Genomic DNA, 24,852 nt, shown 5'->3' on the forward strand with positions numbered 1-24,852 from the left:
TCGATGAACAACGACAACACGTCGTCGGTCCGCGGCGCGATCGTCGGTCCGGCCGACCCCCAGGTGCAGCCGCGCTACGCGGGCTGGACCACGTTCGCGCGCCTGCCCCGTTTGGAGGACGTGGCGCACGCCGACGTCGTCGTGGTGGGTGTCCCGTTCGACAGCGCGGTCACCTACCGGCCGGGAGCGCGCTTCGGCCCGAACGCGATACGGCAGGGCTCACGGCTGATCCGCGGCTACAACCCCGAGCTGGACGTCAAACCGTTCGAGGTGTGCCAGTTCGCCGACGCGGGGGACGTGGCGTGCAATCCGTTCGACATCGCCGAGGCGGTCGACCAGGTCGCCGCCCAGCTGACCGACCTGCTCGGCAACGGCACGCGCGCGGTGATCCTCGGCGGTGACCACTCCGTGGCGCTGCCCTCGCTCCGTGCCGCCCACGCCGTCCACGGGCCGATGGCGCTGGTGCATTTCGACGCCCACCTCGACACCTGGGACCGCTACTACGGGGCCGACATCACCCACGGCTCACCGTTCCGGCGGGCCTTCGAGGAAGGCCTGCTGCTCGACCGGAACATCCACGTCGGGGTCCGCGGGTCCATCTACGACAAACAGGATCTCGTCGACGACGCCGAGTTCGGCTTCTCCGTCGTCACCTGCCGCGACATCGACACGCTCGGGGCCGACGGCATCATCGACAAGATCCGCACCCGCGTCGGCGACGCGCCGGTCTACGTCTCGGTCGACATCGACGTGCTCGATCCCGCGCACGCTCCCGGCACCGGGACGCCGGAAGCGGGCGGCATGTCGAGCCGTGAGCTGCTCGAGGTGGTGCGCGGTCTGGACAGCGTGAACCTGGTCGGCGTCGACGTCGTCGAGGTCTCACCCGCCTACGACCACGCCGAGATCACCGCGATCGCCGCGGCGAACGTGACGTGGGAATTCCTGTCCGTCTTCGGAAGAAAGGCTCGATGATGACCGCCCCCCTCCCCGCCGGCCCGGTGCAGTGGCCGGACGGCAAGAGCTGCGCCGTCGCGTTCACCTTCGACGTGGATGCCGAATCGCCGCTGTTGACAACCGATCTGGCATTCGCCGACCGCATGGGCGCCATGTCGCATCAGGCGTACGGACCACTCGTCGGGGTACCGCGCCTACTCGACATCCTCGACGAGTTCGACGTCCCCGGAACGTTCTTCGTGCCCGGTTACACCGCCCACCGCCATCCGGAGTCCATCCGGTCCATCGCGAAGGCCGGCCACGAGATCGCCCACCACGGCTACCTGCACGAGTCGCTGGTCGGTGTCGACGAGAACACCGAGCGCGCGATCCTCCAGCGTGGCCTCGAGGCGCTCGACGAGGTCGCCGGTGTGCGGCCGTCCGGTTACCGCGCGCCGATGTGGGAGATGAACTGGCACACCCCGAAGCTGTTGGCGGAGTTCGGTTTCACTTACGACTCCACGCTGATGGACTCCGACCACCCCTACGAGCTCGCGGTCGGGGACACCTCGCTGGTCGAGCTGCCGGTCAGCTGGGCGCTCGACGACTGGCAGCAGTACTGCTTCGTGCCCGACTTCTCGGGGACCGGGTTGATCGAGACGCCCGCCAAGGCGATCGAACTGTGGCGCTGCGAACTCGACGCGATGCGCGACGTCGGCGGCGCGTGGATCCTGACCAACCACCCGTTCCTGTCCGGGCGTCCCGGCCGGGCCGCGGCCCTGCGCGCGTTCATCGCCGACGTCCGCGCCATGGACGACGTCTGGGTGGCCGGCATGTCCGAGATCGCCGCCCACGTGCGGGCCCAACAGCTTGCCCCGCGCACCCTCACTCGTCCGGAACCGACCCCGGTCGTCCCGAGAGCGTAAGGAGAACCGACCGTGAACCGCGAAGCCCTGACCCCCGAGAAGCTGCGCGAGGCCTACCGGCACGTCTGGTTCGTCGTCGCCAGGTCCGAGGACATCTCCACCCCGCAGTCCGCGACGCTGCTCGACGAGAACCTGGTGGTCTTCCGCGACTCGACCGGTGCGGCGCGCGTCACGGACCGGCGCTGCATCCACCGCGGGGCGAATCTGGCGGACGGAAAAGTGGTGGGCGACACCATCGCCTGCCCGTACCACGGTTGGCAGTTCGACGGCCGGTCCGGGGCGTGCGCCCGTATCCCGTCGCTGCCCGCGGAGGGGCGGATCCCGCCGAAGGCCGCGATCAACGCCTATCCCGTCATCGAGCGCTTCGGGCACGTGTGGACCTGTCTGGGCGAGCCGGTGTTCGACCTGCCCGACCCGCCGGAGATCGCCGGCCTGGACCTCGAATGGCTTGCGGCCGAACCGATCCACGCCGAGTGCGGGTTCATGGCGGCGACCGAGAACTTCCGCGACATGGCCCACTTCCCGTTCGTCCACGAACCCTCGATGGGCGACGTCGATCCGGTTGTCGGTGACCTCGAAGTCAGGCGCGACGGCCGCGAGGTGTGGGCGTCCTACTTCTACCGGCAGGTGCCCGGTTCGGACTTCTCGGACGTCGGCGACGCCTGGATGCACTACCACTCCTACGCCCCGGGGATCGCGACCATCCTCTACGACTTCGGTCCGGAGACCGGTAAGCGCTACCTCGTGGACTTCCCGTCTCCGGTCAGCTACGACAAGTGCATCATCTTCTGGGGGGTGGCCACCGACCGCGACTTCCGCGGTGGCACGGTCGACGAGATCCTGGCCACCGAGACGAAGGTGTTCGACGAGGACACGCCGATCTTGAACGGCCTCGAGCCCAAGGAGGTTCCGCTGGCCGGGCAGGCGTTCGAGGTGTCCGCTCCCGCGGACATCTACACGCTCAACTACCGCCGCGCCACACAGCACGCCGTGCAGACCATTCAGCGGGCCCGCGGGCTGGTGGAGACCCCGGCCGTGGCCCAGGCGGTGGGAGCACGCTGACACTCGACCTGTGAGAACACGATCAGCCGCCTAGACTGCGCAGCCATGACGGTCCAGGCAGCGGAGACGGTGGCAGCGCCGCACGACGGCACCGTGAGTCTGGCGCAGCTGCTCGCGGAGCCCGATCTGCACGTCGACTCGATGACCCCGGTCGGGTCTCTCGACCGGCAGATCCGCTACGTCTATCCGACCGAGTTGGCCGACCCCTCGCCGTACCTGTCCGGTGAGGAATTGATCCTCAGCGTCGGTGTGCCGGTGGCGGGCCAGTCGGCCGACGCGATCCGCCGCTACGTCACCACGCTGACCGACCGGGGTGTGACCGCCCTCCTCATCGGCCTGGGTGACGTGCTGGACGAGTTGCCCGACGCGCTGGTGCAGGCGTGCCGCGACAAGGATCTGCCGCTGCTGGTCCAGCGGGCGGCCGTCCCGTTCCGCCGGATCGTCGACTGGGCGGAATCCCGGCGCGCGGCCGAACGCGAGGCCGACGCGCGTGAGCGCGAACTCGGCGCGATCCTGCGGTGGTTCGTCGCGGGCACCCTCGGCGTCGGTCCGGTCGAGTCCGCCCTGGCCCGGCACGGGCTGTCCGGTGTGACGGTCTCCGTGTGCGCCTTCACCTCCGACGTCCACGCCGAGGTCCACGACCTGGTCGACCGCCACGGCGGCGCCGTCGCGCTGCTGGACGACCGGATCGTGGCGCTCTGCCCGCAGACCGCGGAATTCGCCTCGGAGCTGGCGGCGTCCGCACTGGTGTGCGGGGTCGCGATCGGCGCGGACGCCCAATCGATGGCCTACGCCATCCCGGAAGCGCTCGAGGCGCTGCACGAGGCGATCCGGTGGCGGCGGACCGTCCACATCGACGAGATCGCCACCCTCGACGGTCTGCTGGCGGCGGTCCCGAAGGTGCGCCTGGTCCCGTTCGTGCACCGCCTGCTGGTGCCGCTGGTCGACCACGACAAGCACAGCAGCTCGTACCTCGTGGCGTCACTGAAGGCGTTCCTGGCGCCGGGCAACGACATCTCGGCCGCCGCGAACGAGCTGTACGTGCACGTCAACACCCTGCGGAACCGCCTGGCCAAGATCGCCGAACTCACCGGGGCCAACCCGCTCGACGAGACCGACCGGATCAACTTCCGCATCGCGCTGTGGGCCGCGCACAACATGGGCATGAGCGACGGTGCCGGCTCGCGCGCCGGGACCGCCCCGGTCACGGCGAAACCGCGTCCCCACAACAGTTTCGGGTCGCCGACCCGCGGCCGACGGCAGCCGCCGTCCGGCAGCTGAACCGGTGCCGACCTGTAGGTGACCACACCGGGAACAGGGGTCCGCTGTCGGGTTCTCCAACTGCCGCGCGGGCGGCCCGTCCGCTCGGTAACGTGGCCCTCGCCTGCTTCGAGCACAGTGAGGGATTGTCTTGGTTCTCTATGTCTTTCGCTGCGAATCCGGGTGCGGGACCACGCAGCAGATGCACTCGATGCACAGCCGTCCGGATGTGGTCTCCTGCCCTGACTGCGGCGGTTCGGCCCGCCGCATGATGGCGACCCCCCACCTCGGTGGCGCCGGCGGCGCCGCACTGGCGCTGCAGGATGCCACGCGGGCCACCGCCGACAGTCCCGCGGTCGTCGGCGCCCCGCCACCGGCGACACGGCGGCGCCCCGTCAGCACCAATCCGCTGCACCGCACACTCCCACGACCGTAGAAGGAGATCCCATGCCGGACATCGTCTTTCCGCTCGACTCGACGAAGAAGTTCACCGACCAGGAGAAGGTCGGCCACAACCGCTGGCATCCCGACATCCCCGCTGCGGTGACCGTGAAGAAGGGCGACTCGTTCAGGGTGCACTGTCGGGAGTGGTTCGACGGTGCCATCCACAACGACGATTCGGCCGACGACATCCTCAACGCGCCGCTGACCACCGTGCACACGCTGTCCGGACCGATCGCGGTCGAAGGCGCCAAACCCGGTGACCTGCTCATCGTCGACATCCTCGATGTCGGCCCCATCCCGCAGGAGGACTCCGGGCCGTTGGCCGGGCAGGGCTGGGGTTACACCGGCATCTTCGCCACCCGCAACGGCGGCGGATTCCTCACCGAGCAGTTTCCCGACGCGTACAAGGCGATCTGGGACTTCTCCGGCCAGAAGGCGACCTCGCGGCACGTGCCCGGGGTCGAGTTCACCGGGATCGTCCACCCCGGGCTGATGGGCACCGCGCCCTCGCGCGACCTGCTGGCGACGTGGAACACCCGCGAGGCCGCGCTGATCGCGACCGATCCGGACCGGGTGCCGCCGCTGGCGCTGCCGCCGGAGCCGCAGGACGCGATCCTCGGCAGCCTCACCGGCGAGGCGTTCACCAAGGCCGCCGCCGAGGCCGCGCGCACCGCACCGCCGCGCGAGAACGGTGGCAATCAGGACATCAAGAACCTCACCAAGGGCAGCCGCATCTTCTACCCGGTGTTCGTCGACGGTGCGAATCTGTCGGTCGGCGACCTGCACTTCTCCCAGGGCGACGGTGAGATCACCTTCTGCGGCGCCATCGAGATGGGCGGGTTCATCGATCTGCGCGTCGACGTGATCCCCGGCGGTATGGAGACATACGGCGTCAGCGAGAACGCGATCTTCATGCCCGGCAACACCGATCCGCAGTATTCCGAGTGGCTGGCGTTCTCGGGCACGTCGGTCACCCTCGACGGCGAACAGCGGTACCTGGACTCACATCTGGCCTACCAGCGGGCCTGCCTGCACGCGATCGACTACCTCACCAAGTTCGGTTACAGCCCGGAGCAGGCCTACCTGCTGTTGGGCGCCGCACCGATCGAGGGCCGGCTGTCCGGTGTCGTCGACATCCCGAATGCCTGTGCGACGGTGTACATCCCGACAGCCATCTTCGACTTCCCGGTGGCGCCGTCGGCGGCGGGGCCGGTGAGGATCGACCCGGGGATCGGGGCCCCGCACTCGTCGTTCTGACGGTCAGTCGCGGCCGTGCCCGTTGGACTCGGCGAAGTCGCGGGCGCGGGCGTCGGCCTCCGGGCTGCCGGAGAACACCGCCGAGCCCACCCGGCGGGTCTCGCCACCGGTGGTGTCGTCGCGCCGCGGCGCGGGCCGGCTGGTCTCCAGCCGGTACCTCGGCGCGGTGCCGTGGGTGCGCCGGATCCAGTCGACCAGCCCCTCGCGCACCGCGCACTGCAGATCCCACAGCGCGCTCGCGTCGGGGGCGCTGACCAGGACCCGCACCCGCACGAACCCGCCGACCGCGTCGGTGACCTGCAGGACGCCGCTGCGGCCGTCCCACTGCTCGCTCTGCGACAGCAACCGGTCCAATTCGGCGCGCATGTCGTCGAAGGGCACGGAGAAGTCGACGTCCAATTCGACGGTGCCCATGATCTCGGTGGCGCTGCGCGTCCAGTTCTGGAACGGGGTGGTGGTGAAGTAGGTGCACGGCAGGACCAGGCGGCGTTCGTCCCAGACCCGGACCACCACGTAGGTCAGGGTGATCTCCTCGATCCGCCCCCACTCCTCCTCGAGCACCACCACGTCGCCGACGCGGATGGCGTCGGAGAACGCGATCTGCAGCCCGGCGAACACCGACCCCAGCGAGGTCTGCGCGGCCAGACCGGCGACCACCGACAGCACACCGGCCGACGCGAACAGCGTGGTGCCGATGTCGCTGAACGACGGGAACGTCATGAGGATGGCGGCGGACCCGAGGACGACGACGATCGCGACCGCCAGTCGCCGCAGCACCGTCACCTGGGTGCGGACCCTCCTGCGGTGGCGGTCGGCGTCGGTCAACCCGGCGTCACCGCCCCCGAAGCGTGCGATGACCTGGCGCTCGGCGACGTTGACCAGCCCGGTCACCAGCCACGTGAGCGTCGCGATCAGCGCGATGACCAGGGTGTGGTCGACCCAGCCGCGCCAGGCCGTGGCGGCATCGGCGGTGCGCTGCACGGCGATCGTCGCCGCCACGACCATCAGGATGGCCCGGATCGGCAGCCGCGTGCACACCTCGATGTCCTTGACGACGTGGCTGCGTCGCGCGACGCGGGACAACACCCAGGTGAGCACGATGCCCAGCAGGTAGGCGGCGACGACGGCACCGGCCACCCAGCTGAGGGTGACGGCGAGATTGGTGGCGGATTGGAGTTCGGTCTCTTCGGGCATCGGGCGCATCTGCTCCACAGCTCGGGTTCGACGGACCGTCCCGACGGTAGCGGCACGGGCGCGACGCGTCATATGACCGCGCACTCATATGACGCCGGGAACCACCGAGATCGGACAAGATGACGTCATGGCTGCGGTCACGGATCCGAACGGAACGGCGTGGTCGGTGCACCGGCAGTGGTGGCCGTTCCCCGGCGTGTTCGATCTCACCCTCGATCTGTTCGGACTGCTGCTGGCACTGCCGTTCGTGGTGCTCTGGCCGTTCTGGCTGTCGACGAAGTGGCTGGGCGGGCGGTGGACGATCGTGGTCGAACGTGACGGTGAGGAGTCGAGCCGCGAACTGGTCCGCGGATGGCGGCGCTCCGAAGGGCGCATCGCGGAACTGGCGTGGGAGATCTCACAGGGCGCCCGGTCCGGCAGGTTCGTGATCTGACCGTGCCGGAACTCGAGGATGCGAACGGGGCGCGGTGGCGCGTGCGCCGGCGCTGGATGCCCCTACTGGACCGCCTGGACATGCTCAACTGGGGCAACGACTGGTTCGGCCTGCTGATGTTCGTCATCGCGCTGCCGTTGGTGCTGGCGTGGCCGTTCTGGGCGCTGGGGAAGCTGTGCGGGGTGCCGTGGAAGGTCGTGGTCACCCGCGAGGGCGAGGACGTGGCGGAGGAGAAGATCAAGGGCTGGCGCGCGTCGGGGCGGCGGATCGCCGAGATCGTCGACGGCATCCGCGTGGCCGGTGTGGTGCCCGAGCCGGGCGTCCCGCCCCAGGACCTGCGTCCGTACACCTGAGCGGTGTGTCTGCCGGGGCAGGCGCGCACGGCCCGCTAGTGTTGTCGAACACGTGTTCTCACGAAGGGGCTGTGCTGTGCGGGTGATGGGAGTCGATCCCGGGTTGACGCGTTGCGGGCTCTCGGTCATCGAGAGTGGACGCGGGCGCCAGGTCATCGCTCTCGACGTCGACGTGGTGCGGACGCCCTCCGACGAGCAACTGCACCGCAGGCTGCTGATCATCAGCGAAGCCGTCGAGCACTGGATGGACACCCACCGGCCCGACGTCATCGCGATCGAGCGGGTGTTCGCCAACCAGAACGCCAACACGGCGATGGGGACGGCGCAGGCCGGTGGGGTGATCGCACTGGCCGCCGCCAGACGCGACATCGACGTGCACTTCCACACGCCCAGCGAGGTCAAGGCCGCGGTCACGGGCAACGGCCGCGCCGACAAAGCCCAGGTGACCGAGATGGTGACGAGAATCCTTGCGCTGCAGGCCAAACCGACACCGGCTGACGCCGCCGACGCGCTGGCGCTGGCGATCTGCCACTGCTGGCGCGCCCCCATGATCGCCCGGATGGCCGCTGCGGAGAAGCTCGCCGCCGAACAGCGCCGCACGTATCAGGCCAAGCTCAGGGCGGCGAGATGATCGCCTCGGTGCGCGGTGAGGTCATCGACATCGCGCTCGACCACGCGGTGATCGAGGCCGCCGGTGTCGGCTACAAGGTCATGGCCACCCCGTCGACGCTGGCCACGCTGCCCCGCGGCGCGGAGTCGCGCCTCGTCACCGCGATGATCGTGCGCGAGGACTCGATGACGCTGTACGGGTTCGCCGACGGCGAGTCCCGCGACCTGTTCGGCACGCTGCTGGGGGTGTCCGGTGTGGGTCCGAAGATCGCCCTGGCGACGCTGGCGGTCTACGACGCCCCGACCCTGCGGCAGGCGCTGGCCGACGGCGACATCACCGCGCTGACCCGCGTGCCCGGCATCGGCAAGCGCGGCGCCGAGCGGATGGTGTTGGAACTGCGCGACAAGATCGGCGCGGTGACGGGCACGGGCGCGGTGGCGAGCGCGGTCGGCGGCCACGCCGTGCGCGGCCCCGTCGTCGAAGCCCTCGTCGGGCTCGGGTTCCCGGCCAAACAGGCCGAGGAGGCGTGCGACAAGGTGCTCGCCGACGATCCGGACGCGACCACGTCGAGCGCGCTGCGGGCGGCGTTGTCGATGCTGGGGAAGAAGTAGATGGGCCGCTTCGACGACACCGGCGCGGAAGGCCCCGAACCCGACGAGCGTGACGTCTCAGCCGCACTGACCGTCGGCGAGGGCGACATCGACGCGAGCCTGCGGCCCCGGTCGCTGGGGGAGTTCATCGGCCAGCCGCGCGTGCGCGAACAGCTGCAGCTGGTGCTCGAGGGCGCGAAGAACCGCGGCGGCACACCCGATCACATCCTGCTGTCCGGACCGCCGGGGCTGGGCAAGACGTCGCTGGCGATGATCATCGCGGCCGAACTCTCGTCCTCGTTGCGGGTGACCTCGGGTCCGGCGCTCGAACGCGCCGGGGACCTGGCGGCGATGCTGTCGAATCTCGTCGAGGGCGACGTGCTGTTCATCGACGAGATCCACCGGATCGCCCGGCCCGCCGAGGAGATGCTCTACCTCGCGATGGAGGATTTCCGGGTCGACGTCGTCGTCGGCAAAGGCCCTGGCGCCACGTCGATTCCGCTCGAGGTCGCCCCGTTCACCCTGGTGGGCGCGACCACCCGGTCGGGTGCGCTGACCGGCCCGCTGCGCGACCGGTTCGGCTTCACCGCGCACATGGACTTCTACGAGCCGGCCGAACTCGAACGGGTGCTCGCCCGGTCGGCGGGCATCCTCGGCATCCACCTCGGCGGTGAGGCCGGCGCGGAGATCGCCCGGCGCTCGCGGGGCACGCCCCGCATTGCCAACCGGCTGCTGCGCCGGGTGCGCGACTACGCCGAGGTGCGCGCCGACGGTGTCATCACCCGCGATATCGCCAAGGCGGCACTCGAGGTCTACGACGTCGACGAACTCGGTCTCGACCGGCTCGACCGCGCGGTGCTCTCGGCGCTGACCCGCAGCTTCGGTGGCGGACCGGTCGGTGTCTCGACGCTGGCGGTCGCGGTCGGGGAGGAGGCCACCACCGTTGAGGAGGTGTGCGAGCCGTTCCTGGTGCGCGCGGGGATGATCGCCCGCACCCCGCGCGGCCGCGTCGCCACCGCGTCGGCCTGGACGCACCTCGGCCTGACCCCGCCCGCCGGCGTCACCGGACTGGGCCAGGCCGGACTGTTCGACTGAGAGGGGATCAGACATGGGCAGCGGCACCATCCGGATCGGCGGCGTGTGCGGTCTGATCAGCGCGGGCGCTGCGATCCCCGCCTACCTCGCGGCCTCGCCGGAGCGGCCCCGGACCCTCGACGAGGCGAACGCGTACTTCGCCGACGCGGCATCGTTCACCACCGCCAACGGCACCGTGCCGCTACTGCACCTGCTGTTCGGTCTGGCGTTCCTCGGGGTGCTGCTGTCCCTGCTGCGCTCGGCGGCCGGCCCGACCGGCGCGGTCTACACGGCGGTCGTCGGCGGCGGGATGTTCCTCGCGCTGACCGCCGCCGGGCTGGCGGCCGAGGTGGCGGTTCCGGCGGCGATCGCACAGGCGTCGGACGTCACGTCGATCGACTATGCGCCGCCGTTCCTGACGCTGGCGGTGTGGCTCTACCACTACAGCCACATCGGTTCGGCCGCACTGATTTCCGCGACAGCGTATGTCGTGTGGCGCACCGGCGTCCTGCCCAGGTGGTCGGCGGGGCTCGCCGTGTTCGGGGTACTGCCGCTGCTGCACACCTGGGTCGGGCTGCCGGGCGCCTACAGCATGGTCGCCTGGATCGGCCTGACCGGTCTGCTGATGCTCGCCATCCCACCGGTCGTCCGCGTCGAGAGCGTGGTGGCCTGACTCCTGGATTACGCCGGGCCGCCGTCGGGTATCCGGTGCGCACGACAGAGGAGGCAACAATGATCGGATCCGAGCGTCCGGACAAGCCGCGCGGCGGCCGCATGAGGATTCCCCGTAGCCGCGGCGCCACCAGCGGATTCCTGCTCATCCTGCTCGGCCTGTGGGGTGCGCTCATTCCGTTCGTCGGGCCGAACTTCGATTTCGCGTTCACCCCGGATCAGCCGTGGACGTGGACGAACGCCAGAGGGTGGCTGGAAGTGCTGCCCGGCGCCGTGACCGTGGTGGGCGGTCTGCTCATGTTGACGTCGCGCAACCGCGCGACCGCGTCGCTCGGTGCGTGGCTCGCCGTCGCCGCCGGCGCGTGGTTCGTCATCGGGCGGGCGCTGGCCGGGCCGCTCGGTCTCGGCAGCGCCGGCACTCCGGTGGCCGGAACCGACACCAAGCGGGTGTGGCTGGAACTCACCTACTTCTACGGGCTCGGTGCCCTGATCGTCTTCCTCGGTGCGCTCGCGCTCGGACGGCTGTCGGTCCGCAGCGTCCGGGACGTCGAGTACGCGCAGCGTCCCGTCGCCGACCACGACCGCGCCCTGACCGACCGTGACCACGCCACGGCGACGCATACCGGATCCCAACCGGTGGCCGCCGCTCCGGTGACGCACACGGGTCCGCAGCCGGTGACGCAGACCGGTCCGGTGACGCCGACCGGGCCGCAGCCGGTGGCACAGACCGGGCCGCAGCCGATGGCCGCACCCGTTGCCGGTCAGCGCAAGCGCGGACTGCTCGACCGGATCCGGGGCGGGCGGAACCGGCCGATGGCACACCACTGACCTGATCGGTCGATGAGAGATCCCGGTCGTCGGGAGACCCGAGGGGTGACGACCGGGATCTCTGCTGCCTTCAGCCGATGTAGGCCATCACGTGCTTGACGCGGGTGTAGTCCTCGAGGCCGTACATCGACAGGTCCTTACCGTGTCCCGACGACTTGAAGCCGCCATGCGGCATCTCGGCGACCAGCGGAATGTGCGTGTTGATCCACACGCATCCGAAGTCCAGCGCCGCCGACACCCGCAGTGCCCGTGACACGTCCTTCGTCCACACCGACGAGGCCAGCCCGTACTCGACGCCGTTGGCCCAGGCGATCGCCTCGTCCTCGTCGGAGAAGCTCTGCACGGTGATGACCGGGCCGAAGATCTCCTGCTGGATCATCCGGTCGTCCTGGCGCAGGCCGCCCACCACCGTGGGTTCGATGTAGAAGCCCTTGTCGCCCTGGCGGTTTCCGCCGACTGCGACGTTCGCGTGCGAGGGCACGTCGTCGAAGAAGCCCAGCACTCGGTCGAGCTGGTTGACGTTGTTCACCGGCGGAACCCAGGCGTCCTCGTCGTCGGCCGGCTTGCCGAACGTCGTCGTCGCGGCCTTCGCCTGCTCGGCCAGCGCGTCGGTGAGGTCGGAGGCGATCCGCGCCGGTGCGAGCACCCGGGTGGCCGCCGTGCAGTCCTGTCCGGCGTTGAAATAGCCCGCCGTCGCGATGCCCTCGGCGGCCGAGGCGATGTCGGCGTCATCGAACACGATCACCGGAGCCTTGCCGCCGAGTTCGAGGTGGGTGCGCTTGAGGTGGCCGCCGGCGCTGACCGCGACAGCCCGGCCCGCGGCCACCGACCCGGTGATCGCCACCATCTCCGGCGTCGGGTGGGCGACCAGGTTGGCGCCGGTCACGCGGTCGCCGGTGACGACGTTGAGGACCCCGGGCGGGAGGTGCCTGGCCGCCAGTTCGGCCAGCATCACGGTGGTCACCGGGGTGGTGTCACTGGGTTTGATGACGACGGTGTTGCCCGCCGCGATCGCCGGGCAGATCTTCCAGATCGCCATCATCATCGGGTAGTTCCACGGCGCCACCTGTCCGACGACACCGACGGGTTCGCGGCGGATCCACGAGGTGTGGTTCTCCATGTACTCGCCCGCGGACTTGCCTTCCAGGACGCGCGCCGCGCCGGCGAAGAACCGGATCTGGTCGACCATGGGCGGGATCTCCTCGGCCATGGTGACGTGGTTGGGCTTACCGGTGTTGCGGCCCTCGGCGGCGACGAGATCGTCCGCGTTCTTCTCGACCTCGTCGGCGAAGTCGAGCAGCGCCTTCTGCCGCTGCGCCGGCGTGGTCCGCTTCCAGTCCTTGAACGCCTTCGACGCCGCGGCGTAGGCGTTGTCGATGTCCTGTTCGTTGGACACCGGTGCGGTGCCGTATTCCTCGCCGGTCGACGGATCCACCAGTGGCATCGTGGCGCCGGAGACGGAGTCGACCAGGTGGCCGTCGATGAAGTTCTTGACCGTGGTCATGCAGTGCTCCTTGTCTGTCAGAGGTCGCGGTCTGTCAGAGATCGCGGAGGAGGAGGGCCAGCACGTCGAGCCCCTCGACGAGCAGTTCGTCGCTGATGGCCAGCGGCGGGAGGAAGCGCAGCACGTTGCCGTAGGTGCCGCACGTCAGCACGATCACGCCTGCGGCGTGCGCCCCGGCCGCCAGCGCCTTGGCCAGCGCGGCGTTCGGTGTGGTGGTGCCGGGTTCGACCAGTTCGACCGCGATCATGGCGCCGCGTCCGCGGACGTCGCCGATGCGGTCGTCCTCGGCCTGCAGCCGGCCCAGCCGGTCCTTCATCAGCACCTCGACCGCGGCCGCGCGGCCGACGAGGTTCTCCGATTCGATGGTCTCGATGGTGGCCAGCGCCGCCGCGCACGCGACCGGGTTGCCGCCGTAGGTGCCGCCGAGCCCCGAGACGTGCGGGGAGTCCATGATCTCGGCGCGGCCCGTCACCGCCGACAGCGGCATGCCGTCAGCGATGCCCTTGGCCGTGACGATCAGGTCGGGCTCGATGCCTTCGTGCTCGCACGCGAACATCCGGCCGGTGCGGGCGAAGCCGGTCTGCACCTCGTCGGCGATGAACACGACGTCGTTGCGCCGGCACCAGTCGAGCAGCGTCGGCAGGAATCCCTCGGCCGGGACGATGAAGCCGCCCTCGCCCTGGATCGGTTCGATGATCACCGCGGCCAGATTGTCGGCGCCGACCTGCTTGTCGATCACGTCGATGGCCCGGCGGGCGGCCAGCTCGCCGTCGGTCGCGAGTTCCTTTCCGAACTCGGCGTCGCGGAACGGGTAGGAGAGCGGGGCGCGGTAGATCTCGGGGGCGAACGGTCCGAACCCGTGTTTGTAGGGCATGACCTTGGCGGTCAGCGCCATGGTCAGGTTGGTGCGGCCGTGGTAGGCGTGGTCGAAGGACACCACGGCCGACTTGCGGGTGTAGGACCGTGCGATCTTGATCGCGTTCTCGACGGCCTCCGATCCCGAGTTGAACAGCGCCGAGCGCTTCTCGCCGCTGCCGGGGGTGAGCCGGTTGAGCGCCTCGGCGACGGCGACGTAACCCTCGTACGGCGTGACCATGAAGCAGGTGTGGGTGAAGTGACCGGCCTGCGCGGCGACCGCCTCGACGACCCGGGGCGCCGCGTTGCCGACCGTGGTGACCGCGATGCCCGAGCCCAGATCGATCAGCCGGTTGCCGTCCACGTCCTCGACGATCCCGCCGTGCGCACGCGCCGCGTACACCGGCATCGTGGTGCCGACACCGCGCGAGACGGCGGCGGCCTTGCGGTCGATGAGCTGCTGTGACTTCGGGCCGGGGATGGCCGTGGCGAGGTGGCGGCTCTGCTCGAGGGTGTCCACGTCATGAGCCTAGTCGGCGACACGGTGGTGTGCGGCGGGAAACGGCTGTCGGGGGAGGGCTCCACTATGGATTGCGCAACAAGCACGCGGGATTTGTGCGATTTCCGTGGAATCGGACCCGCGGAGGTGGTCGCAGGCGACCGGGCATCCGGATCCGGGGCCGGACAATGGCACACTGGTCAACTACGAGGCGCCTGTTTTCCGGGGGGATCAAGGGCGCCGTGACCGCGAATACCTCGAAACGAAAGACGCTTGCTGCCATGGATCTGGTCGTATTCCTACCCCTGCTCATCATCATGGGCGCGTTCATGTTCTTCGCCTCGCGCCGCCAGAAGAAGGCCATGCAGGCCACCATCGACCTGCACAATTCGCTGCAGATCGGCGACCGGATCCACACCACCTCCGGTCTGCAGGGCACCATCACCGGCATCACCGACGACGACGTGCACCTGGAGATCGCCCCCGGCGTCGTCACCACCTGGATGAAGCTCGCGGTGCGGGACCGCATCGACCCCTCCGACGAACTCGACACCGACGATTCGGCGGCCACCGAGGTATTCGACAGCCCCGTCGCCGACGCGACGTCCGATCCCGACCGGTCCAAGCGCGACTGATCACGGGGAGACTGACAGCCAAGCCCTCAGCAGCCGCACGTACCCTTTGCGGTGCTGACGAACTGAACTCGAGGGGACCCAAGCAACGTGGCATCGTCTTCGGCGCCGGTACATCCTGCCCGCTACCTGTCGCTCTTCCTGGTACTTCTGGTCGGCGCCTTCCTCCTGGTCTTCCTGACCGGTGACAAGAAGGCGGACCCGAAGCTGGGAATCGACCTGCAGGGCGGCACCCGCGTGACCCTGACCGCGCGGACCCCGGACGGCTCCCCGCCGACCCGGGAATCGCTGGCCCAGGCACAGCAGATCATCAGTGCGCGCGTCGACGGGCTGGGGGTGTCGGGCTCGGAGGTCGTCGTCGACGGCGACAACCTGGTCATCACCGTTCCGGGCAACGACGGCAACGAGGCCCGCAACCTCGGGCAGACCGCACGGCTCTACATCCGGCCGGTCGTGCACGCGATGCAGGCGCAGCCGGCCGCCGCCCGGGGTGGCGAACAGGGCGGCGAGGAACCCGCCCAGCCCGGTCAGCCGCAGCCGGCGCCGGGTCTGCCCGGCCTGCCCGGTCTCGTCCCGCAGCCCGGCCAGGCGCCGCCCCCGGGCCAGGCGCCGGCGGGTGAGGTTCCGCCCGCGGATACGCCACCGGCGCCGCAGCCCCGGCCCTACCCGCAGCAGCCGGCCCCGTCGCCCACCGAACCCACCCCGGCGCCGGCCCCGGCACCGCAGGCACCGGGCGGTCCGGCCGCACCCGCGCCGACCCAGGCGCCGGGCGTGCCCGACGAGCGCGCCGACCTCGCGCAGCGCATCGCCGACGAGAAGCAGTTGCGGCAGAGCACCGACCCGTCCATCCAGTTGCTGGCGCTGCAGTTCCAGGCCACCCGCTGCGGTGAGGACGACGTCCTCGCCGGCAACGACGACCCGAACCTGCCGCTGATCACCTGCTCGACCGACGGGCAGACGGTGTACCTGCTGAACAAGTCGATCATCAGCGGTGAGCAGATCGCCAACGCGTCGTCCGGGCTGGACAACCAGCGCGGCGAGTACATCGTCGACCTGGAGTTCAAGGACGAAGCGGCCAAGGTCTGGGCGGATTTCACCGCCGCGAACGTCGGCACCCAGACCGCGTTCACGTTGGACTCCCGCGTGGTCAGCGCCCCCGAGATCCAGGAAGCCATCCCGGGCGGCCGCACGCAGATCAACGGCCGGTTCACCGACGCGTCGGCCCGTGAACTCGCCAACGTGCTGAAGTACGGCTCGTTGCCGCTGTCCTTCGAGTCGTCCGAAGCCGAGACGGTGTCGGCCACGCTCGGGCTGGCGTCGCTGAAGGCCGGGCTGATCGCCGGTGCGGTCGGTCTGGCGGCCGTGCTGCTGTACTCGCTGCTGTACTACCGCCTGCTCGGCGTGCTGATCGCGCTGTCGCTGGTCGCCTCCGGGGCGATGGTGTTCGCGATCCTGGTGCTGCTGGGTCGGTACATCAACTACACCCTCGACCTCGCCGGTATCGCCGGTTTGATCATCGGTATCGGCACCACCGCGGACTCCTTCGTCGTGTTCTTCGAACGCATCAAGGACGAGATCCGCGAAGGACGGTCGTTCCGGTCGGCGGTACCGCGCGGTTGGGCCAGAGCGCGGAAGACGATCGTGTCCGGCAACGCGGTGACGTTCCTGGCCGCGGCGGTGCTCTACTTCCTGGCTGTCGGGCAGGTCAAGGGCTTTGCGTTCACGCTCGGGCTGACCACCATCCTCGACGTCGTCGTGGTGTTCCTGGTGACCTGGCCGCTGGTCTACCTGGCCTCGAAGACGACCTGGGCGGCCAAACCGAAGTTCAACGGCCTCGGCGCGGTCCAGCAGATCGCGCGCGAACGACGGGCGGCCGCACACGCGACCGCGGGACGGGGATAGGCAATGGCGAGAAAGCACACCCCGGACGCCGTGACGGGGACGGGCACCGAGACGGCACCCAGACACGGTTTCTTCGTCCGGCTCTACACGGGCACCGGCGCCTTCGAGGTCGTCGGGCGGCGCAAGATGTGGTACGCGATCAGCGGGGCGATCGTCGTCATCGCGCTGGCCAGCATCCTGATCCGCGGATTCACCTTCGGCATCGACTTCGAGGGCGGCACCAAGGTCGGGATGCCGGTGGCGGGAGCCAACGGCAACGCCGAGGTCACCCAGGTCGAGACCGTCTTCAACGAGACCCTCGGCAAGGCGCCGGAGTCGGTGGTCACCGTCGGCAGTGGGAACTCGGCGACCGTGCAGATCCGGTCGGAGACGCTCACCAACGACGAGGCCTCCGAACTGCGCACCGCGCTGTTCGACCGCTTCCAGCCCTTCGGCGAGGACGGCCGGCCCAGCGAACAGGCCATCAGCGACTCCGCGGTGTCCGAGACGTGGGGCGGCCAGATCACCGACAAGGCGCTGATCGCGCTCGGGGTGTTCCTGGTGCTGGCGTCGCTCTACATCGGTATCCGCTACGAACGTTGGATGGCGATCGCGGCGATGGCGACGCTGTTCTTCGACCTGATCGTCACCGCGGGTGTGTACTCCCTGGTGGGGTTCGAGGTGAGTCCCGCGACCGTGATCGGCCTGCTCACCATTCTGGGCTTCTCGCTCTACGACACGGTGATCGTGTTCGACAAGGTCGAGGAGAACACCCACGGCTTCGAACACACGACCCGGCGCACGTTCGCCGAACAGGCCAACCTCGCGGTCAACCAGACGTTCATGCGCTCGATCAACACCAGCCTGATCTCGGTGCTGCCGATCATCGCGCTGATGGTGATCGCGGTGTGGCTGCTGGGCGTCGGCACGCTGATGGACCTGGCGCTCGTCCAGCTGGTCGGCGTGATCGTCGGCACCTACTCGTCGATCTTCTTCGCCACCCCGCTGCTGGTGTCGCTGCGTGAACGCACGCAGCTGGTGCGCGACCACACCCGCCGTGTGCTCAACCGGCGCAAGCCCGGCGCCCCGAGGGGTGCGGCGCTCACCGCACCGGTCGAGGACGACACCGAAGCCGGCGAACCGGAGAAGGTCACGGCCACGTCGACGGTCAAGGCCGCGACCGCCCCGCCGGCCGACAAGCCCGCGCCGGGTGCGAAACCGTCACTGCCGAGCAGGCCCAGTCGCCCCACGGGTAAGCGCACCCCCCGGGGCCGGTAGGCCCGATGCACGCTCGGATCCGGCGGGCCGCCGTGGCGGCGACGGTGGCGACGCTGACGGCCTCCGCGCTGTCGTCCTGCGGCACCGCCGCGGACTCGGTGGACTACGCCGTCGACGGCGCGCTCGTCAGCTACAACACCAACACCGTCGCGGGCGCCGCGTCGGGCGGCCCGCAGGCCTTCGCCCGCGTGCTGACCGGGTTCAACTACCACGGTCCCGAGGGCCAGATCGTCGGCGACCACGACTTCGGCACCATCGCGGTGGTCGGCCGTGCGCCGCTGGTGCTCGACTACCAGATCAGCGACAAGGCCGTCTACTCCGACGGTAAACCGGTGACCTGCGACGACCTGGTCCTGGCGTGGGCGTCGCAGTCGGGCCGCTTCCCGCGGTTCGACGCCGCCAACCGGGGCGGCTACAGCGACGTCGCATCGGTCGACTGCGCCCCGGGCCAGAAACGCGCGCGGGTGTCGTTTGCGCCGGACCGCGGATTCGTCGACTTCGGGCAGTTGTTCAGCGCGACCGCGCTGATGCCGTCGCACGTCCTCGCCGACGAACTCGGCGTCGACGTCACCGCCGCGCTGACGAACGGTGACCTGCCGGTCGTCGACCGCATCGCCGACGCGTGGAACACCACCTGGGACCTCGAGCCCGGGCTGAGCTCCGAGGATCTGAAGAAGTTCCCGTCGTCGGGGCCGTACAAGCTCGAGTCGGTGACCGACGAGGGCGCCGTCACCCTCGTGGCCAACGACAAGTGGTGGGGCGCCGCACCCGTGACGAACCGGATCACGGTGTGGCCGCGCGGCGCCGACATCCAGGAGCGCGTCAACGAAGGCGCCTACGACGTCGTCGACATCGCCGCAGGCTCCTCCGGCGCGCTGAACATGCCCGAGGACTACGTCCGCTCCGACAGCCCGTCAGCGGGTATCGAACAGCTGATCTTCGCCCCGCGCGGCCCGCTGGCCGCCCCGCCGGCCCGTCGCGCGCTGGCGTTCTGCACACCGCGCGACGTCATCGCCCGCAACGCCGAGGCGCCGATCGCCAACTCCCGGCTCAACCCGGCCGGCGAGGACGCCTTCGCCGCCGCGGAGGCCACCGGCGAGGTCGGCCGATTCGCCGTCGCCGATCCGAAGGCCGCTCGCGACGCGTTGGGGAACCGCCCGCTGACCGTGCGGATCGGCTATCAGAGCCCCAACGCCAGACTGGCCGCGACCGTCGGGGCCATCGCCAAGTCCTGCGAACCGGCGGGTATCAGGGTGGTCGACGCCGCGGGTCCGTCGGTCGGGCCATTGACGTTGCGCGCCAACGAGATCGATGTCCTCCTCGCCAGCACCGGCGGCGCTCCTGGCAGTGGTTCGACCGGGGCGTCGGCGTTGGACGCCTACGCGCTGCACACCGGTAACGGCAACAATCTGAGCGGATACTCCAATCCGCGCATCGACGGCATCATCGGCTCGCTGGCGGTCAGCTCCGATCCCAAAGAACAGGCCAGGCTGCTCGGCGAGGGCGCGCCGATGCTGTGGGCCGACATGCCGACCCTGCCGCTGTACCGTCAGCAGCGCACACTGCTCACCTCGTCGAAGATGTACGCGGTGATCGGCAACCCCACCCGGTGGGGCGCCGGCTGGAACATGGACCGCTGGAGGCTGTCACGGTGACCGACATCGCGCAGGTCATCGCGTCGTTGATGCGCGAGGTGCCCGACTTCCCCGAGCCCGGCGTCCAGTTCAAGGACCTGACGCCGCTGCTCGCCGACGCCGACGGTCTGATCGCGGTCACCGACGCGCTGGCCGCCACCGCGGAGGGCGCGGACCTGGTGGCCGGTATCGATGCCCGCGGATTCCTGTTGGGCGCCGCGGTGGCGCTGCGGCTGGGCACCGGGGTCCTGGCCGTGCGCAAAGGGGGCAAGCTGCCGCCTCCGGTGCACTCGCAGACCTACGACCTCGAATACGGTTCGGCCACGCTGGAGATCCCCGCCGACGGATTGGACATCGCCGGGCGCACCGTCGTGATCATCGACGACGTGCTGGCCACCGGCGGGACCGTCGCGGCCACGCATCGACTGCTCACCAGCGGCGGCGCCACGGTGCGCAACGCCGCGGTGGTGCTGGAGCTGACCGCCCTGGGCGGGCGTGAGGTGGTGCACCCGCTGTCCGTCAGCAGCCTCTACACGGTGTGAGGGATATCCTCGAGGTCTGCGCGGCCGGAGCAGAGGTGGACGAGGAGGTGGACTGATGGCTGACGACACGACCACGACCTCACCGGTCACCGCGCCGCTGCCGATCGCCGACATCCCCGAATCCCCGGCGCCGGCCGAACCACCCAAGTCCGACGCGCCCAAGACCGACTCTCCCAAGACGACGTCGAGTGCCTCGCGGCGGGTGCGGGCCCGCCTCGCCCGCCGGATGACCGCGCAGCGCAGTGCGGTCAACCCCGTGCTCGAACCGCTGGTGGCGGTGCACCGGGAGTTCTACCCCAAGGCCGACCTGACGCTGCTGCAGCGCGCCTACGAGGTCGCCGAACAACGGCACGCCGACCAGATGCGCCGCTCCGGCGACCCGTACATCACCCATCCGCTGGCGGTGGCCAACATCCTCGCCGAACTGGGGATGGACACGACCACGCTGATCGCCGCGCTGCTGCACGACACCGTCGAGGACACGGGGTACACCCTCGACGCGCTGACCGCCGACTTCGGCGCCGAGGTCGGCCATCTGGTCGACGGGGTCACCAAACTCGACAAGGTGGCGCTGGGGACCGCCGCCGAGGGCGAGACGATCCGCAAGATGATCATCGCGATGGCGCGTGATCCGCGGGTGCTGGTGATCAAGGTCGCCGACCGGTTGCACAACATGCGGACCATGCGGTTCCTGCCGCCGGAGAAGCAGGCGCGCAAGGCCCGGGAGACGCTGGAAGTGATTGCGCCCCTTGCCCACCGGCTGGGGATGGCCACGGTCAAGTGGGAGCTCGAGGATCTGTCGTTCGCGATCCTGCACCCGAAGAAATACGACGAGATCGTGCGCCTGGTCGCCGACCGGGCACCGTCGCGCGACACGTATCTGGCCAAGGTCCGCGCGGAGATCGTCAACACCCTGACGAAGTCGAAGATCAACGCCACCGTCGAGGGCCGCCCCAAGCACTACTGGTCGATCTACCAGAAGATGATCGTCAAGGGCCGCGACTTCGACGACATCCACGACCTGGTGGGCGTGCGCATCCTGTGCGACGAGATCCGCGACTGCTACGCCGCGGTGGGTGTCGTGCACTCGCTGTGGCAGCCGATGGCGGGGCGGTTCAAGGACTACATCGCCCAGCCCCGCTACGGCGTCTACCAGTCGCTGCACACCACGGTCGTCGGGCCGGAGGGCAAACCGCTCGAGGTGCAGATCCGCACCCGCGACATGCACCGCACCGCCGAATACGGCATCGCGGCGCACTGGCGGTACAAGGAAGCCAAGGGCCGCAACGGTGTACCGGCAGGCCACACCGCGGCCGAGATCGACGACATGGCCTGGATGCGTCAGCTCCTCGACTGGCAGCGGGAGGCCGCAGACCCGGGTGAGTTCCTGGAGTCGCTGCGCTACGACCTCGCGGTCCAGGAGATCTTCGTCTTCACGCCGAAGGGCGACGTGATCACGCTGCCCGCCGGGTCCACACCGGTCGACTTCGCCTACGCCGTGCACACCGAGGTCGGGCACCGCTGCATCGGCGCGCGGGTCAACGGCCGCCTGGTCGCGCTGGAGCGCAAACTCGAAAACGGCGAGGTCGTCGAGATCTTCACCTCCAAGGCGCAGGGTGCGGGCCCGTCGCGGGACTGGCAGACCTTCGTGGTGTCCCCGCGCGCCAAGGCCAAGATCCGCCAGTGGTTCGCCAAGGAGCGCCGCGAGGAGGCTCTCGAAGCCGGTAAGGACGCGATCGGCCGTGAGGTGCGGCGCGGCGGACTTCCGTTGCAGCGCTTGATGAATGCCGAGTCGATGGCCGCGCTCGCACGGGAGCTTCGCTACGCCGACGTCTCTGCGCTCTACACCGCGGTCGGTGAGGGGCACGTCTCGGCGCGCCACGTCGTGCAGCGGTTGCTCGCCCAGTTCGGTGGCGACGAGGCCGCCGAGGACGAGCTCGCCGAACGGTCCACCCCGGCGACGATGCCGGTCCGTCAGCGCAGCACCGACGACACGGGCGTGTCGGTGCCCGGCGCGCCGGGGGTCCTGACGAAGCTGGCCAAGTGCTGCACCCCGGTGCCGGGCGACCAGATCATGGGGTTCGTCACCCGCGGTGGCGGGGTCAGCGTGCACCGCACCGACTGCACCAACGCATCCTCGCTCCAGGAGCAGGCCGAACGGATCATCGACGTCGAGTGGGCCCCGTCGCCGTCGTCGGTGTTCCTGGTGGCCATCCAGGTCGAGGCGCTCGACCGCCACCGGCTGCTCTCCGACGTCACCCGGGTGCTCGCCGACGAGAAGGTGAACATCCTCTCGGCGTCGGTGACCACGTCGAACGACCGGGTGGCGATCAGCCGCTTCACCTTCGAGATGGGCGACCCCAAGCACCTCGGCTACCTGCTGCGGGTGGTGCGCAACGTCGAAGGCGTGTACGACGTCTACCGGGTGACCAGCGCGGCCTGACCGGTCAGTCGAGTCGCGCGGTGGTGATCGTGACCTCAGCGGCCGGTTTCCCGTCGTCCCCGCCGCCGGCGACACCGCGGGCGGCGATCCTGTCGAGCGTCGCCAGGCCGGTGGAGTCGACGGTCCCGAACACCGTGTACTTCGGCGGCAGCAGGGTGTCCCCGTAGACGAGCATGAACTGGCTGCCGTTGGTGCCCGGCCCGGTGTTGGCCATCGCCAGCGTGCCCCGCGGGTAGACGACCGGACGCCGCAGCCCGGGATCCGACAGCCGGTACTGGCTCGTCGGGTATTCGTTCGGGAACCGGTAGCCCGGCCCGCCCGCGCCGGTGCCGGTCGGATCGCCGCACTGCAGCACCTTCATCGTGCGCGCGGTGGTGAGCCGGTGGCAGGTGGTGTCGTCGAAGAACCCCTGCTGGGCAAGGCTGGCGAAGTTGTTCACCGTGCAGGGTGACGTGCCGTTGTCGAGTTCGAGGCCGATGTTGCCCTGGCTGGTCGACACGCCGGCGGTGACCGTCGCCGGGTCGGTCGGCACGCGCCCGGTGCGCGGCGGCCTGACCGGCGCGGCGGCGGGCAGGTCGCTCTTCGGGTACTGGCAGTTGGCGCCGAGATTGCGGGGTGGCACGAAGGCGGGCAGCCGGTCACCCGACGGCGGTGCGGCGCTGCGGGTGCGGCCGCCGTCGTCGACGCGCAGTTCGCCGGCCTGCTGGGCGACCGCCACCAGGAACAGCAGGCTGAGGACGACGACGATCACGGTCAGCGCGGTCATGAGGTACCCGATGATCAGGCCGGCGAGCGCGAGGCCGCGGCCGTCCTCCCCGGTCCGTTTGATCTGGGACAGCGACAGGTGGCCGAAGACGATGCCCAGCGGTGCGACGAGGAGCGCGCACACCAGCGCGGCCACGGCCCACGAGTTGGTGGTGCGCGGACGCGGATATCCACCGGGGTGACCGGGCGGGTACCCCGGCGGCGGGGGCCACGGCCCCGGCGGGTGGCTCATCAGTCCAGCAGGATCGTCTTGACCTGGACCTCGTCGGTCGGTGCGCCGTCCTGACCGCCGCCTTGGACGCCGGCCGCGGCGATCTTGTCCAGCGTGGCCAGGCCGGTGTCGTCGATGCGGCCGAACACGGTGTAGCCGGGCGGCAGCTGGCTGTCCTTGTAGACGAGGAAGAACTGGCTGCCGTTGGTGTTGGGTCCGGCGTTGGCCATCGCCAGCGTCCCGCGCGGGTAGAGCACCGCTTCCTGCAGTGCGGGGTCGTCCGGCTGATACTGGTTCGTCGGGTATTCGTTGGCGAACTCGTAACCCGGTCCGCCGGTGCCCTCGCCGGTCGGGTCGCCGCACTGCAGCACCGACAGCGCCGGGCTGGTGGTCAGCCGGTGGCACGGCGTGTCGTTGAAGTAACCCTGCTGCGCCAGGCTGGCGAAGCTGTTGACCGTGCACGGCGCCTTGGCGTTGTCGAGCAGCAGACCGAGATTGCCCTGGTTGGTGGACATGCTGACGCTGACCTCGGCGGGGTCGGTGGGCACGGTGCCCGTACGCGGCGGGTTGACCTGCTTGCTCGCCGGTCCGGCCCCGGGGTACTGGCAGTCGGCGCCCAGACCGGCAGGCGGCGCGAACGCGGGCAGCCGGCCGTCCGCGGCCGGCTGAGCGGGCGCCCCCGAGGTGGTCGGGCTGGGGGTCTGCGCCGATGCGGTGGTGTCCGACGAGTCGCCGTCGGTGAGCACGATCGTCGCGACGACGACGCCGATCACGGCGAGCGCCGCCACCGCCGAACCGGCGATCGTCGCGATCCGCCGCTTACGCGCCTTCTCGGCCCGGCGTTCGAGCTGCCGTTCGAGTTTGCGTTTGGCCGCCTCGCGTCGCTGTTCGTTTGTCGGCACCGCCGCTGTCCTCCTCGTCTGCGCGGTCATACCCGCGTCCGGTCGGCACCGAGTGTGCCAAAAGTTGCTG

Annotated in this window: 24 protein-coding genes; 19 read left to right on the top strand and 5 right to left on the bottom strand. The window is 70.0% G+C overall.

The features are described from left to right. The first annotated feature begins 3 nt into the window (after window positions 1-3). The 6 genes from speB (at window position 4) to fmdA (ending at window position 5,882) form a co-directional block, all read left to right on the top strand. On the top strand, window positions 4-972 hold the full coding sequence (gene speB / locus AU196_RS05190; RefSeq protein WP_059094026.1) for an agmatinase: 969 nt from the start codon (window positions 4-6) through the stop codon (window positions 970-972). Then, window positions 972-1,859, top strand: a complete 888-nt coding sequence (locus AU196_RS05195) for a polysaccharide deacetylase family protein (protein ID WP_059094027.1) — start codon at window positions 972-974, stop codon at window positions 1,857-1,859. Before speB ends, AU196_RS05195 begins: the two co-directional genes overlap by 1 nt. 12 nt (window positions 1,860-1,871) lie before the next feature. Then, window positions 1,872-2,921 (top strand): Rieske 2Fe-2S domain-containing protein, encoded by a 1,050-nt coding sequence (locus tag AU196_RS05200; RefSeq protein ID WP_059094028.1) that lies wholly within the window; start codon window positions 1,872-1,874, stop codon window positions 2,919-2,921. Between the two features lie 45 nt (window positions 2,922-2,966). Then, a complete protein-coding gene (locus AU196_RS05205; protein ID WP_059094029.1) occupies window positions 2,967-4,202 on the top strand; it encodes a PucR family transcriptional regulator in 1,236 nt (411 codons plus the stop codon). A 190-nt stretch (window positions 4,203-4,392) separates the two neighbouring features. Beyond that, the gene (locus tag AU196_RS05210; RefSeq protein WP_059094147.1) at window positions 4,393-4,617 is read left to right on the top strand and encodes a hypothetical protein; all 225 of its coding nucleotides are present in this window, start codon (window positions 4,393-4,395) and stop codon (window positions 4,615-4,617) included. A gap of 11 nt (window positions 4,618-4,628) precedes the next feature. Further along, window positions 4,629-5,882, top strand: a complete 1,254-nt coding sequence (gene fmdA, locus AU196_RS05215) for a formamidase (protein WP_059094030.1) — start codon at window positions 4,629-4,631, stop codon at window positions 5,880-5,882. Between the two features lie 3 nt (window positions 5,883-5,885). Here fmdA and AU196_RS05220 read toward each other — a convergent pair whose 3' ends face one another. Beyond that, complete coding sequence (locus AU196_RS05220; protein ID WP_059094148.1) at window positions 5,886-7,076, bottom strand: mechanosensitive ion channel family protein; 1,191 nt, start codon at window positions 7,074-7,076, stop codon at window positions 5,886-5,888. Window positions 7,077-7,203: 127 nt separating this feature from the next. Here AU196_RS05220 and AU196_RS26010 point away from each other — a divergent pair, with 127 nt between their 5' ends. The 7 genes from AU196_RS26010 (at window position 7,204) to AU196_RS05250 (ending at window position 11,636) form a co-directional block, all read left to right on the top strand. Continuing rightward, window positions 7,204-7,509: a hypothetical protein gene (locus AU196_RS26010; RefSeq protein ID WP_231737368.1), complete on the top strand. Its 306-nt coding sequence runs from the start codon at window positions 7,204-7,206 to the stop codon at window positions 7,507-7,509. Between the two features lie 2 nt (window positions 7,510-7,511). Beyond that, entirely contained in the window at window positions 7,512-7,862 is a 351-nt protein-coding gene (locus AU196_RS26015) for a hypothetical protein (protein ID WP_231737371.1), read from the top strand. 76 nt (window positions 7,863-7,938) lie between these two features. After that, a complete protein-coding gene (gene ruvC, locus AU196_RS05230) occupies window positions 7,939-8,493 on the top strand; it encodes a crossover junction endodeoxyribonuclease RuvC (RefSeq protein WP_157546041.1) in 555 nt (184 codons plus the stop codon). Further along, on the top strand, window positions 8,490-9,083 hold the full coding sequence (gene ruvA, locus AU196_RS05235; protein ID WP_059094031.1) for a Holliday junction branch migration protein RuvA: 594 nt from the start codon (window positions 8,490-8,492) through the stop codon (window positions 9,081-9,083). The genes ruvC and ruvA overlap by 4 nt, the downstream gene beginning before the upstream one ends. After that, a complete protein-coding gene (gene ruvB, locus AU196_RS05240; protein ID WP_059094032.1) occupies window positions 9,084-10,157 on the top strand; it encodes a Holliday junction branch migration DNA helicase RuvB in 1,074 nt (357 codons plus the stop codon). 13 nt (window positions 10,158-10,170) lie between these two features. Then, window positions 10,171-10,809: a hypothetical protein gene (locus AU196_RS05245; RefSeq protein WP_059094033.1), complete on the top strand. Its 639-nt coding sequence runs from the start codon at window positions 10,171-10,173 to the stop codon at window positions 10,807-10,809. Between the two features lie 59 nt (window positions 10,810-10,868). Beyond that, window positions 10,869-11,636, top strand: coding sequence for a hypothetical protein (locus tag AU196_RS05250; RefSeq protein WP_059094034.1), 768 nt, complete (start codon window positions 10,869-10,871; stop codon window positions 11,634-11,636). Between the two features lie 70 nt (window positions 11,637-11,706). Here the strand turns inward: AU196_RS05250 and AU196_RS05255 are convergent, their stop codons facing one another. Next, entirely contained in the window at window positions 11,707-13,140 is a 1,434-nt protein-coding gene (locus tag AU196_RS05255; RefSeq protein WP_059094035.1) for a gamma-aminobutyraldehyde dehydrogenase, read from the bottom strand. Between the two features lie 34 nt (window positions 13,141-13,174). Then, on the bottom strand, window positions 13,175-14,515 hold the full coding sequence (gene gabT, locus AU196_RS05260) for a 4-aminobutyrate--2-oxoglutarate transaminase (protein ID WP_059094036.1): 1,341 nt from the start codon (window positions 14,513-14,515) through the stop codon (window positions 13,175-13,177). A 260-nt stretch (window positions 14,516-14,775) separates the two neighbouring features. Here gabT and yajC point away from each other — a divergent pair, with 260 nt between their 5' ends. From yajC to AU196_RS05290, 6 genes are all read left to right on the top strand, one after another. After that, window positions 14,776-15,129: a preprotein translocase subunit YajC gene (gene yajC, locus AU196_RS05265; protein ID WP_059094037.1), complete on the top strand. Its 354-nt coding sequence runs from the start codon at window positions 14,776-14,778 to the stop codon at window positions 15,127-15,129. 87 nt (window positions 15,130-15,216) lie between these two features. Then, window positions 15,217-17,028, top strand: coding sequence for a protein translocase subunit SecD (gene secD / locus AU196_RS05270; protein WP_059094038.1), 1,812 nt, complete (start codon window positions 15,217-15,219; stop codon window positions 17,026-17,028). A 3-nt stretch (window positions 17,029-17,031) separates the two neighbouring features. Further along, a complete protein-coding gene (gene secF / locus AU196_RS05275) occupies window positions 17,032-18,285 on the top strand; it encodes a protein translocase subunit SecF (RefSeq protein ID WP_059094039.1) in 1,254 nt (417 codons plus the stop codon). 5 nt (window positions 18,286-18,290) lie between these two features. Then, window positions 18,291-19,940 carry an ABC transporter substrate-binding protein gene (locus AU196_RS05280; protein WP_059094040.1) on the top strand — a complete coding sequence of 550 codons (1,650 nt, stop codon included), beginning with the start codon at window positions 18,291-18,293 and terminating at the stop codon, window positions 19,938-19,940. Next, window positions 19,937-20,461, top strand: a complete 525-nt coding sequence (locus tag AU196_RS05285) for an adenine phosphoribosyltransferase (RefSeq protein ID WP_082695632.1) — start codon at window positions 19,937-19,939, stop codon at window positions 20,459-20,461. The genes AU196_RS05280 and AU196_RS05285 overlap by 4 nt, the downstream gene beginning before the upstream one ends. A gap of 55 nt (window positions 20,462-20,516) precedes the next feature. After that, window positions 20,517-22,904: a RelA/SpoT family protein gene (locus AU196_RS05290; protein ID WP_059094041.1), complete on the top strand. Its 2,388-nt coding sequence runs from the start codon at window positions 20,517-20,519 to the stop codon at window positions 22,902-22,904. Window positions 22,905-22,908: 4 nt separating this feature from the next. Here the strand turns inward: AU196_RS05290 and AU196_RS05295 are convergent, their stop codons facing one another. Beyond that, complete coding sequence (locus tag AU196_RS05295) at window positions 22,909-23,901, bottom strand: peptidylprolyl isomerase (RefSeq protein WP_059094042.1); 993 nt, start codon at window positions 23,899-23,901, stop codon at window positions 22,909-22,911. Continuing rightward, window positions 23,901-24,782: a peptidylprolyl isomerase gene (locus tag AU196_RS05300; protein WP_059094043.1), complete on the bottom strand. Its 882-nt coding sequence runs from the start codon at window positions 24,780-24,782 to the stop codon at window positions 23,901-23,903. Before AU196_RS05300 ends, AU196_RS05295 begins: the two co-directional genes overlap by 1 nt. Window positions 24,783-24,852 lie beyond the last annotated feature (70 nt).

Origin of the sequence: Mycobacterium sp. IS-1742 (genome assembly GCF_001500125.1) — a bacterium.
In the GTDB taxonomy this organism is placed as follows: domain Bacteria; phylum Actinomycetota; class Actinomycetes; order Mycobacteriales; family Mycobacteriaceae; genus Mycobacterium.